We start from the raw sequence: 11,026 nt of genomic DNA, 5'->3' as shown, positions 1-11,026 counted from the left end.
GTTCCCCGCCATGGCGGGAAAGTGCCGTCGTCGCCCGGGGCGTCGCCCGGCGTTTTCCGGTTGGTCGGGGCGTACCCGGGTGGCAGAGTGCCACCTCGTGACTCTTCCCAACACCGTCACCACCGAGCGGCTGACGCTGCCGTTGTGGACTCGCGCCGACGTCGACGCCATTCGCGATCGGTTCGGCGAGCTCGCCCGGCTGCCGAGCTGGCATCCCGAGTTCCCGCGCGAGGACGACCGGGACGCGGCGACGATGTGGGTCGAGGACGACCCGTGGAGCTCGCGCTACATCATGCGCAACACGACCGTCCTCGGCTCGATCGGCTTCTTCGGACCGCCGGAGCTCGCGCCCGACGGCACCCCGGAGACCGAGGTCGGCTACGGCCTGGTGACGGAGGCGCGCGGGTGGGGGTTCGCGACCGAGGCGCTCAAGGGACTGCTGGCGTGTGCGGACGAAGAGGGCGTACGCATCCGGGCCTCTGTCGAGCCCACCAACGCCGCCAGCCTCCGGGTGCTGGCCAAGTGCGGGTTCACCGACCTTCGTGGCGCCGACGAGGACGGCCATCTGGTGATGGCACGCCCCGGTGGCACAATGGTCAGGTGACTGTGGACCAGACGGCTGTGCCCCAGGCCGACGTGCCGAAGCTGGTCGCCACCGATCTGGACGGCACCCTGGTCAGGGCGGACGGTTCGGTCTCGGACTTCACCCGTGACGTGCTCGTGAAGCTCGAGGAGATCGGCGTGCCGGTCATCTTCGTGACCGGGCGGCCGCTGCGCTGGACGCGAGAGCTCTTCGAGCACATCGGCAGCATCGGCCTGGCGATCGTCTCCAACGGCGCGCTGGTGTGGGACGTGGCCGCGGACGTACCTCGGCTCACTCGCCTGATCGAGCCGGCCCTGACCGGCGAGGTCGCGCTCGCGTTGAAGGCGAACCTCCCCGGCCTGGCCTTCGCGACGGAGTCGCTCGAAGGCTGGTCGTGCGAGCCGGAGTTCATGGCGCACATGTCGGACCGCAAGCGGCCCGCCAGACGCAGCGCGGCGATCGCGGACCTCGCCGACGAGCCGCTGATCAAGCTGCTCGCGCGTCGCCACGACCACGACGACGCCGACGAGCTGCTCGCCGCGGCGGTGGCCGTCGTCGGCGACCGGGTCAATGTCACCCACTCCTCGTTCCCGTTGCTGGAGATCAGCGCTCCCGGGGTCACCAAGGCCTCCACCCTGGAGCTGGTCTGCACCGAGCTCGGCATCTCCGCCTCGGAGGTGATCGCCTTCGGTGACATGCCCAACGATCTGCCGATGCTGACCTGGGCTGGGACGTCCTACGCCATGGCGGACGCCCACCCGAGCGTCGTCTCGTGCGCCTCCCACCTCGCACCCGGGCATGAAGATGACGGTGTCGCGCGGGTCTTGGCTGGAGTCTTCGGCCTGTGACTGGTTTGATCTGCGGCATGCGCCGCGTCCCCCGATCCATCGCTGCCGTCGCTCTCGCCGCGGCAGCGATCACGATGAGCTCCGCCTCGGCCATGGCCGCGCCCGTCACGTCACCGGCGGCGGCGCCGGTGACAGCGCCGGTGACGGCGCCAGCGACGGCGCCGGTGACGGCGCCCGCGAAGTGCCCGGCCTTCAAGCTCAGCGAGGCGGTCAAGGAGCCGCTGGTCTTCCACGCCCGGGTGACCGGCGCCGGCAAGGCGACCAAGAGGGGCGGCCCGGTGGAATACCCGGTAACCGTCGTCAAGGCGCTCAAGGGTGTCACCGGCGGCAGCAGCATCAAGGTCGGGCTCAACCCCGGTGCATGCCAGAAGAAGTCGCTGAGCACCAACGAGGACTACTACTTCTTCGTGCAGCAGAAGGGCGGCTCGATCATCGCCGCCGGCACCCAGCCGCGCGTCGAGGAATACACCGACAAGCTCCAGGCGGAGATCGCCAAGGAGTTCCCCGAGGAGATCGCTCCGGAGCCCCAGCAGGTGAGCTTCAGCGAGCCCGCCTCGCCCGAGGGGCAGAAGCTCGTCAAGGTCGCCGCCCCGGGCGTCGTGCTCGTCGTCGTCGGTCTCCTCGGCCTGGCCGTCGTGCAGCTCCTCGGGCGGCGCAAGACTCCCTGAGCAGGCCGTTCCTTGGTCACGGCTCAGGACGGCGCGGGCAAAATCCCGCCATGGCGGGAAAATGCCGCGCCAAGCCCCGGAACCCACCGGCGTTTCCCCGCCATGGCGGGAAAATGCCCGCCGCGAGTAACCTTCGCGCGTGAGCATCGGCAGAGACCTCCAGTCGGCGATCTTCCGCAAGGGCCTGTTCGGTCATCGTCCCGTCGTTCCGACCGAGCCCTCGGCGCTCGCGGAGGCGGCACGGAAGGTGATGAGCGACGCGGCGTGGGCGTACGTCGCCGGCGGAGCCGGCCAGCACCGCACCGTCGCCGCCAACACCGCCGCCTTCGACCACTTCCGGCTGGTGCCCCGGATGATGACCGACGTCGAGACCCGTGACCTGCGCACGACCCTGTTCGGGGTGGACATGCCGGCGCCGCTGATGCTCGGACCGGTCGGCGTGCTCGAGCTCGCCCACCCGCGCGCCGAGCACGAGGTCGCGGCCGCCGCGCGGGCGACGGGGATCCCGATGATGATCTCCACCCAGGCCTCCGTCCCGATGGAGGAGGTCGCCGAAGACCTCGGCGACACCCCGCGGCTCTACCAGCTCTACTGGTCGAAGGACGAGACGATCGTCCAGTCCTTCGTACGCCGCGCCGAGGCCATCGGCGCCGACGCGCTGGTCGTCACGCTCGATACGCACATGCTGGGGTGGCGTACGCGTGATCTGGATCTGGGCTATCTGCCCTTCGCGCGGGGACTCGGGATCGCGCAGTACACCTCCGACCCCGCCTTCCGAGAGCTCGTCGAGAAGCGGGTCGCCGCTGCCGCATCCGGAGCAGACGTACGCCCCGGTCTCCGCGAGATCCCCTCGGCCCTCAAGGCGCTCGGGTCGATGGCCCAGCACCACCCCGGACGTCTGGTCGACAACCTGCGATCCGGACACGCGCGTGCCGCGGTGGAGACCTTTCTGGACGTCTTCTCCCGCTCCGACCTCATCTGGGACGACCTGGACCGGCTGCGGGAGATGACCGACCTGCCCATCGTCCTGAAAGGGATCCAGGCGCCCGGCGACGCGAGGCGCGCGCTGGAGCACGGCGTCGACGGGATCATCGTCTCCAACCACGGTGGCCGCCAGGTCGACGGCGCCATCGCCTCCATCGACGCGCTGCCCGGCATCGTCGACGAGGTCGACCGCCGGATCCCGGTGCTCTTCGACTCCGGCATCCGCTCCGGCGCGGACATCCTCAAGGCGCTCGCCCTGGGCGCCGACGCGGTGCTGCTCGGCCGCCCGTACGTCTACGGCCTCGCCCTCGCCGGGGCGGAGGGTGTCCAGGCCGTCCTGGAGCACATGATCGCCGAGCTCGACCTCTCCCTCGGGCTGGTCGGTTGCCGCTCGATCGACGAGGTCGGCCGCGAGCTCCTCGGCTGAAAGCCAGAAAGCCCAGGCGGGGCGCGGGAACTTCATACTTTATGAGGGGGCGTTATCCCGGCGCCCCACCTACGATGCAGGGGATGACGCCTCCCCAACCGCCAGACATCGTCGTGATCGGCGGGTCCAACATGGATCTCCACGCTCGGGCGCACGAGCCTGTGGTGATGGGTTCGAGCATGTCCGGGTCCGCGGGCATCTCGCCCGGTGGCGTCGGGCGCAACGTCGCCGAGAATCTAGCCCGCCTGGGTGATTCGGTGGCTCTGGTCTCGGTCGTCGGCGACGACCCGATCGGTGACGAGGTGATCAGCTACACCGAGGACGTCGGCGTCGACTGCACCTACGTGCGACGCCGGGCGGACGTACGCACCGGCACCTACAACGCCGTCCTCGACTCCTCCGGCGAGCTGGTGGTCGCGGTGGCCGACATGGCCGCGACCGACGAGTTCTCCCCGCTGGTCGTCGAGGCGGCCCGCGACCTGATCAAGAACGCCCGCGGCGTGCTCGTCGAGGGCAACATCCCGGTTCGCACGGCCGAGGTGGCGATCGACCTCGCCCTCGAGTTCGATGTGCCGGTCGGCTTCGACCCGGTCTCGGTGACGAAGGCGAAGCGAGCGCGTGGACTGATCCGCCCCGATCGCGAGCTCTACCTGGTCACGCCCAACCAGGCCGAGCTGGCCGCGCTCACCGACCTTCCGGCAGGCACCGACACGGAGATCGAGAAGGCGGTCCGCTCCCTCCACGACCGTGGTGTCGGCGTCGTCTGGGTGCGTCTCGGCGCCCGCGGCTCGGTGATCAGCTACCACGACGTCTACGAGGAGCTTCCCGCGGTGCCGACCGATGTCATCGACGTGACCGGAGCCGGCGACGCGATGCTGGCCGCCTTCACCCATGAGGTGCTCCGCGACATCGATCTCGTCACGGCGGCGAGGTTCGGGCATGCGGCGGCGGCACTGACCTGCGGCACCCACGACACCGTCCGGATGGACCTCAACGAGAGCCTCGTGCGGGGTCTGGAGTGAAGGTGCGGCTCACCGAGGAGGTCGGGGTCGCGCTCGCCGAGGGCCGTCCGGTCGTCGCGCTGGAGTCGACGATCATCAGCCACGGCATGCCCTACCCCGACAACGTCAAGATGGCCACCGAGGTCGAGCAGATCGTGCGCGACAACGGCGCGGTCCCGGCCACGATCGCCGTGCTCGACGGCATCCCCCGCGCCGGGCTGACCCAGGACGACCTCGAGCTGCTCGCCTCCGATCCCGACGTCACCAAGGTGAGCGTCAGAGACCTTCCGTACGTCACGGCCCGGGGCCTCCACGGAGCGACCACGGTCGCTGTCACGATGCGACTGGCGGCCATGGTCGGCATCAGGACCTTCGTGACCGGTGGTCTCGGCGGCGTACATCGGGGTGCCAGCCAGTCCTTCGACATCTCCGCCGACCTGACCGAGCTCGCCCGCACCCGGGTCGCGGTGGTGAGCGCCGGCGTGAAGTCGATCCTCGATATCGGGCTGACGCTGGAGACCCTGGAGACGTACGGCGTGCCGGTCCTGGTCAACGGCAGCGACGAGTTCCCCGCCTTCTACTCCCGCGGCTCCGGGTTCGCGGCGCCGCTGCGCATCGACGGTCCCGCGGAGGCCGCCGCGGTCATGAAGGCCACCTGGGACCTCGATCTCCCCAGCGGGTTGGTGATCGCCAACCCGGTCCCCGCCGCCGACGAGATCCCGGCCGAGGTGATCGGGCGACACATCGACCAGGCGCTCGCCGACGCCGAGGCGGCCAGTATCCACGGCAAGGACATCACGCCCTTCCTGCTCGGCCGGATCGTCGAGCTGACCGGCGGCGAATCCCTGGCGACCAACATCGCGCTGGTGCGCGACAACGCAGCCTTCGGGGCCCAGATGGCCGCACGCCATGCCGTGAGTGTGTAAATCCTCACCACCCGTTCACCCCGGAGACACCGGACGTGGCCTAACGTCTTGTCTGTCTATGCGTTGATCCTCCCGTGACTGAAAGCCCCCACTCAGGCCTCGCCAGAACGGCGCCGTCGCGGCGCACCCTGCTCAAGGCCGGCCTGATCGGTGGCACCGGCGTCGTCGCGGGACCGATGCTGTGGACCCAGGCGGCCAGGTCGGCCGCGCCGGCCACCGGCGTACACCTCTCCTACGGCAGCGACCCGGTGAGCAGGATGAACGTCTCCTGGTCGACCGCCGGCTCGGTGCAGGCGCCGCGGCTCGACCTGGGCCTCACGCCCGACTACGGCCTCACCCTCCGACCCGAGTCGGTCTCCTCGCGCCGGGTCGACAGCGTCTACCACCACGTCGACCTCAGCGACCTGCGGTCGGGCACGCGCTACTACTACCGGCTCAGCCACGACGGCGGTCCGGCGACCAGGGGCTCCTTCACCACCGCACCGCCGAGCGAGGAGCCGTTCCGGTTCGCCGCCTTCGGCGACATGGGTGTGGCCGAGGACGCGGCCCGCAACGTGAACCTGATCCGCCGGGAGGGCGCCGAGTTCGCCTTCGTGGTGGGCGACATCGCCTACGCCGACGACGGTGGGATGGGCACCAGTCGCGAGTCACAGCAGGACTTCGGGCTCTGGGACGAGTTCCTGACCCAGATCCAGCCGAGCTCCGCGGCGATCCCGTGGATGACCACGGTCGGCAACCACGAGATGGAGAACGGCAACGGCGAGCTCGGCTACGACGGCTACCGGGCCCGCTTCCGCCATCCCGACAACGGAGCCTCCGGCGGCCAGGAGACCTACTCCTTCGTACGCGGCAACGTCGCCTTCATCGCGCTCGACGGCAACGACGCGACCTATGAGTACACGCGCAACAAGGGCTATCTGGGCGCCGCCGGCGACTCCTGGCTGGAGCTGCAGCTGATCGCCTTCCGTGCCCGCGCCGACATCGACTTCATCCTGGTCGGCTTCCACCAGTGCGCCTACTGCACCAACGTCGCGCACGCCTCCGACGGCGGCATCCGAGACCGCTGGGAGGCGCTCTTCGACCGCTACCAGGTCGACGTGGTGATCAACGGGCACAACCACTGCTACGAGCGCACGCATCTGATGCGCGCCGGCAAGCCGGTCCAGCAGGCGCCGCGCGGCTCCACGGTCAGCACCGACGAGGGCACGATCTACATCACCGCGGGCGGTGGTGGCGCCTCTGCCTACCCCGACATCCTGCCCAAGCTGTCCTACTACACCGACGAGCACGGCCTGAAGATCCCCGAGGTGACCGACTACCGGGCGGTCGGTGACGCGACCCACTCCGTGGCGTTCTTCGACGCCCACCCTCGCGACGCCGAGGGCCGGGCCAGGCTCGACCTGGAGGTCATCGCCTCCGACGGCTCCAAGGTCGACACGCTCACGATCGTGAGGACGCGTTGATGTACGCCCGTTTAGAGTCTATGCGTGTGGGGGGATTCAGGAGGACGAAGCCGAGGCTGAGCGTCGTCGTGCCCGTCTACAACGTGGCCGAGTACGTCGCCGACAGCCTCGACAGCGTCCTGCGCCAGCCCCTGCGTGAGATCTCGGGCATCGAGGTCGTCGTGGTCGACGACGGCTCGACCGACGGGTCGGCCGAGATCGTGAAGGGCATCACCGCGAAGGATCCCCGGGTCACGCTGATCACCCAGCCCAACTCCGGCGTCTCGATCGCCCGTCACGCCGGGATCGAGGCCGCGACCGGCGACCTGCTCACCTTCGTCGACCCCGACGACATCCTGCCCCGCGACGCCTGGACGCCGATGCTGAGGTCGCTGCGGCGTACGGGCTCCGACTTCGCCGTCGGCTCTGCCGAGCGCGTCACCGTCGAGGACGGTGAGGAGCGGAGGTACGTCACCCCGCTGATGCGCCGCAACCACACCCGCACGCGCCTGCGGTGCCGGATCGAGGACGCGCCGCTGATGCTGGCGGACGTGTTCGTGTGGAACAAGATCTTCCGGCGGTCGTTCTGGACCGACAACGCCATCACCTTCCCTCAGCGCACCCGCTATCAGGACCAGGTGGCGCTCACCCAGGCGTTCCTGGCCGCCAAGAAGTTCGATGTCCTCACCGACGTCGTCTACGACTGGCGGGTGCGCACCGATCGCTCGTCCGCGACGCAGAAGCGTGCCCAGATCGCCAACCTGGTCGAGCGGGTCAACACCAAGCGCCAGACCCTGGACCTGGTGGCGGAGTCGGGCTCCGAGGTCCTGATGCGGACGCTGCGCGCCGAGATCCTCCCGATCGACATGTGGGAGCACTTCCGCGCCTCGGTCGACCCGACCACCGAGGACCCCGACCGATACTGGTCGCTGCTGCGCGAGGCCGTCCTCGAGCTCTGGTACGACGCCGGTGTCCCCTTCGAGGAGACCACCGTTCCGCGTGGCCAGCGCCTGATGGCCTGGCTGGTCTCGCAGGACCGCCGCGACGACCTCGCCGACCTCATCGCCATGATCGACGAGCAGGGCCCGGCCAAGGCGATAGGGGCCTTCGCCGTCGATGAGGACCTGCCTGTGGGACTCTGAGATGCGGCAACCACCACAGGTCACCCCTTTGATGTAGTCCCGGGCCCGGTGTGCTCGGCGGCGAGGTCGCCGAGCAGTGCGACCGCACCGGACGCCCGCGGCATCAATCCGATCCGATCGGCCAGCGAACGGGCAGAGGCCGCGAAGGAGGGGTCGGCGCGGACGGTGCGCACGGCCTCGGCGATCTGATCCGGGGTCGCCGTCTCTCCGTCGAGCGCGATACCGGCGCCCAGGCGCTCGACCTGAGCGGCGAGCGCGGGCTGGTCGGCGGCCGGGTTGGGGAGTGCCACGAGCGGGACCCCGTGGCTGAGGGAGGCGGCCACGGTGCCGTGTCCGGCGTGGGTGACCGTGACCGCCGCACCGGGAAGGACCTGCCCGTGCGGGACGTGCCGAGCCGTCACCACGCCCGGACGATCCAGGTCGGGTACGTCGAACGGACCGGTGGTGACGAGCAGCCGGTAGCTGCCGTCACCCAGCGCGTCGACGGTACGCCGGATCCGGGATTGCTGGTCCCATGCCGGTCCGGTCGAGAAGCTCACGATCACCAGCGGCCGGGTGTCCTGCGCCGCCCACGGTGAGCGCCACTCGGAACCGGCGATCGGTTCGAACACGGGCCCCACGAACTCGATTCCCGACGGGAGGGCGTCGGCGAGTGGGTCGAGCTCGCGCATGCTGGTGCAGAACGTCGGAAACGGGGACCAGGCGTCCCACATTCGGGCGATCGCGGGGAGACCCGCCGCCGTACGCACCCGGTCGACGCCCGGCATCAACAGCTGTTCGAACCCGCCCCGCGGCGGCGCCAGCGCACCGGGGGCACTGTGCACGAGCACCGCAGTGCGCACGCCGATCCGCTCGGCGGCGGCCAGCACGCCGAACATCAGGCAGTCGACGACCATCGCGTCGTACTCGCCGGTGCTGAGCAGGTCGGCGACGTCGTCTAGATGATCGGGGCACGCCCAGACCACGTCAGCCAGCACCGGCATCCAGTCCTGCGGCGGCGCCGACGGCCACCGTCGCTGGGCTCGTTCGAGCGTGCGGAACGCGAAGCCGTGGCTCTCGAAGCGTGAGCGCTGGTCGGCGTATCCGGCCACCGTCACCCGGTGGCCGCGCCGAGCCGCGGCGACCGCGACTCCGATCGTCGGCACCTGGTTGCCGGCTCCGCCCCAGGTGACGAACAGCAGGTCGGCCATCTCAGCCGGCTCCCAGCAGCGCGCGAATCGTGTGCTCCATGGTGTCCTCCGCTTCGTCTCGCGAGCGGCCCATGTCTCGCCGCAGCAGCTTCCAGAAGTAGACGTCGGTCGCGCAGACGAGCGCGTCGAGCACCCGTCCCCGGTCCGCGGTGGCGACCTGGCGCAACTGGGGCGCGAGCACGGTCTCGACCCACTGCCGGTGCCGCCGGCGCCCGGTCGCGACGATGGGTGCGACCTCCGGGAGGTGCTCGTCGGCAAGGCTGATGAGCACGACACCGCCAAACTCCTCGTAATGGTCGAACCAGGCGCGCACCGCGGCACCGATCTCCCCCGGCTCGACATGTGTGAAGCCGTCGCGCATCTCGGCGACCAGGTCTTCGAACGCGACGCGGAACAGCTCCGCCTTGCTGCCGTGGACCCTCAGCACGGTCTGCACGGTCACGCCCGCGTCTGCCGCGATGTCATCGAGCCGGATGTCGGAGCGTAGCCGCGCCCTGAGCTGGCTGGCTGCCGCGGCGCGGATGCGCTGCTTGGTCCGCTCCGCGCTCTCGGCTCGCGAAGCCATTCTGTACGACCTCGGCATATTCATGTTAATGACATTAACGCTAAATGCGGTGGTGGGCAACGCCAGAGACCGATCGCCTACGCCGCCCACGCACCTGGACGCATCCGCGCGCCACACGACCCTGTGACCCAGGGACCAAAGACCCGCGATCTACCCACATGCGGAGGCAATTGGGCGATTCTCGTTGCACGGGTCTTCGGTCGGAGGCAAGGTGTGGGACCCCACGCCATTGCTTCGAGGAGCCCCCTGAATGCCCAGCGTCGAGCTGTCGGCCGGTCCGATCGATTTCGAGGACACCGGCGGTGACGGTCCTGTCCTCGTGCTTCTGCACGGGGTGCCGATGGACGGTCGCCTGTGGCGGCGCGCCATGCCCCACCTCGGCGGGTTCCGGGTGATCCGGCCGACGTTGCCGCTCGGTGGCCACCGGCAGCCGATGCACCCTGACGCCGACCTCAGCCAGCAGGGCGTGGCGAACATCCTCGGCGACTTCCTCGACGCGCTCGACCTCCACGAGGTCACCCTGGTCCTCAACGACTGGGGCGGCGGCCAGTTCCTCATCAACGCCGACCGCACCGACCGCATCGCGCGGTTCGCGCTGGTGGCCTGCGAGGCCTTCGACAACTACCCGCCGAAGGCGGCCAGGCCGCTCGCCGTGCTCGCGAAGATGCCGCCGCTGTTCACCGCGGCGCTGCAGATGTTCCGCCTCAATCGGTTCCGGCAGGCGAGCTCCGGCTACGGCGGGATGTCGGTCGACAAGGACTACCACCTCTACGACGACCTCGTCCTGGGCTGGTTCGCACCGGCCCTGACCGACCGGGAGATCCGTCGCGACTTCATGAAGTTCGCCGGCGGCGCCCCGGCCAAGGAGGAGCTGCTCGAGCTGGCCGAGGCGCAGCAGAAGTTCACCAAGCCGGTGCTGGTGGTGTGGGCCGACCAGGACACGATGATGCCCGCCGAGCACGGTCCGCGGCTGGCCGCGCACTATCCCGACGCGCGGCTGGAGATCGTCGAGGACTCCTCGACGCTGGTCCCGATCGACCAGCCCGAGGTGCTCGCCAGGCTGCTTCGCGACTTCGTCCTCTGAGGCGGACCGCTAGTGGTCGGAGCCGATAGTTCGTCCCTGGTCCGTCGTCAGGGTGCGTGCTGGGCAAGGCGCCCCCGCGAAGGCATACCGGGGTCTTTCGAGCGGGGGCAACGCCGCCCAGTGCGTGCCATGGCGGCGGACCGGGGAGGAACTTGAGGCGATGACC

At 69.8% G+C, this 11,026-nt stretch carries 11 protein-coding genes; 9 read left to right on the top strand and 2 right to left on the bottom strand.

What is annotated here, in order from left to right; all coding sequences use genetic code 11:
- Positions 1-97 precede the first annotated feature (97 nt).
- The 8 genes from ACRDPS_RS07100 to ACRDPS_RS07065 all read left to right on the top strand — a co-directional run bounded on the left by ACRDPS_RS07100 (position 98) and on the right by ACRDPS_RS07065 (position 8,021).
- The gene (locus ACRDPS_RS07100; protein ID WP_431500923.1) at positions 98-604 is read left to right on the top strand and encodes a GNAT family N-acetyltransferase; all 507 of its coding nucleotides are present in this window, start codon (positions 98-100) and stop codon (positions 602-604) included.
- Positions 601-1,431, top strand: coding sequence for an HAD family hydrolase (locus tag ACRDPS_RS07095; RefSeq protein WP_431500922.1), 831 nt, complete (start codon positions 601-603; stop codon positions 1,429-1,431). Before ACRDPS_RS07100 ends, ACRDPS_RS07095 begins: the two co-directional genes overlap by 4 nt.
- Positions 1,428-2,099 carry a hypothetical protein gene (locus tag ACRDPS_RS07090; RefSeq protein WP_431500921.1) on the top strand — a complete coding sequence of 224 codons (672 nt, stop codon included), beginning with the start codon at positions 1,428-1,430 and terminating at the stop codon, positions 2,097-2,099. Before ACRDPS_RS07095 ends, ACRDPS_RS07090 begins: the two co-directional genes overlap by 4 nt.
- Before the next feature lie 139 nt (positions 2,100-2,238).
- Positions 2,239-3,510, top strand: a complete 1,272-nt coding sequence (locus tag ACRDPS_RS07085; RefSeq protein WP_431500920.1) for an alpha-hydroxy-acid oxidizing protein — start codon at positions 2,239-2,241, stop codon at positions 3,508-3,510.
- Positions 3,511-3,593: 83 nt separating this feature from the next.
- Entirely contained in the window at positions 3,594-4,532 is a 939-nt protein-coding gene (locus ACRDPS_RS07080) for a carbohydrate kinase family protein (RefSeq protein ID WP_431500919.1), read from the top strand.
- Between the two features lie 2 nt (positions 4,533-4,534).
- Positions 4,535-5,437, top strand: coding sequence for a pseudouridine-5'-phosphate glycosidase (locus ACRDPS_RS07075; protein ID WP_431500918.1), 903 nt, complete (start codon positions 4,535-4,537; stop codon positions 5,435-5,437).
- A 74-nt stretch (positions 5,438-5,511) separates the two neighbouring features.
- Positions 5,512-6,900: a purple acid phosphatase family protein gene (locus ACRDPS_RS07070; RefSeq protein WP_431500917.1), complete on the top strand. Its 1,389-nt coding sequence runs from the start codon at positions 5,512-5,514 to the stop codon at positions 6,898-6,900.
- 20 nt (positions 6,901-6,920) lie between these two features.
- A complete protein-coding gene (locus ACRDPS_RS07065) occupies positions 6,921-8,021 on the top strand; it encodes a glycosyltransferase family 2 protein (protein ID WP_431500916.1) in 1,101 nt (366 codons plus the stop codon).
- Positions 8,022-8,041: 20 nt separating this feature from the next.
- Here the strand turns inward: ACRDPS_RS07065 and ACRDPS_RS07060 are convergent, their stop codons facing one another.
- Both ACRDPS_RS07060 and ACRDPS_RS07055 read right to left on the bottom strand, forming a co-directional pair.
- Positions 8,042-9,211, bottom strand: a complete 1,170-nt coding sequence (locus ACRDPS_RS07060) for a glycosyltransferase (RefSeq protein ID WP_431500915.1) — start codon at positions 9,209-9,211, stop codon at positions 8,042-8,044.
- 1 nt (position 9,212) lies between these two features.
- Complete coding sequence (locus tag ACRDPS_RS07055) at positions 9,213-9,776, bottom strand: TetR/AcrR family transcriptional regulator (protein WP_431500914.1); 564 nt, start codon at positions 9,774-9,776, stop codon at positions 9,213-9,215.
- Between the two features lie 250 nt (positions 9,777-10,026).
- On the opposite strand from ACRDPS_RS07055, the gene ACRDPS_RS07050 reads away from it, so the two are divergent.
- Positions 10,027-10,860, top strand: coding sequence for an alpha/beta fold hydrolase (locus ACRDPS_RS07050; RefSeq protein ID WP_431500913.1), 834 nt, complete (start codon positions 10,027-10,029; stop codon positions 10,858-10,860).
- The last annotated feature ends 166 nt before the right edge of the window (positions 10,861-11,026 follow it).

Origin of the sequence: Nocardioides sp. (assembly GCF_050699375.1) — a bacterium.
Classification (GTDB): Bacteria; Actinomycetota; Actinomycetes; order Propionibacteriales; family Nocardioidaceae; genus Nocardioides.
The sequence above is the reverse complement of the archived record's forward strand: the minus strand, read 5'-3'. Positions and strand labels throughout refer to the sequence as shown.

Coding starts and splice junctions, on each gene's coding strand:
- ACRDPS_RS07065 (WP_431500916.1), top strand. CDS start 6,921: ATGCGTGTGGGGGGATTCAGGAGGACGAAGCCGAGGCTGAGCGTCGTC.
- ACRDPS_RS07050 (WP_431500913.1), top strand. CDS start 10,027: ATGCCCAGCGTCGAGCTGTCGGCCGGTCCGATCGATTTCGAGGACACC.
- ACRDPS_RS07060 (WP_431500915.1), bottom strand. CDS start 9,211: ATGGCCGACCTGCTGTTCGTCACCTGGGGCGGAGCCGGCAACCAGGTG.
- ACRDPS_RS07080 (WP_431500919.1), top strand. CDS start 3,594: ATGACGCCTCCCCAACCGCCAGACATCGTCGTGATCGGCGGGTCCAAC.
- ACRDPS_RS07055 (WP_431500914.1), bottom strand. CDS start 9,776: ATGGCTTCGCGAGCCGAGAGCGCGGAGCGGACCAAGCAGCGCATCCGC.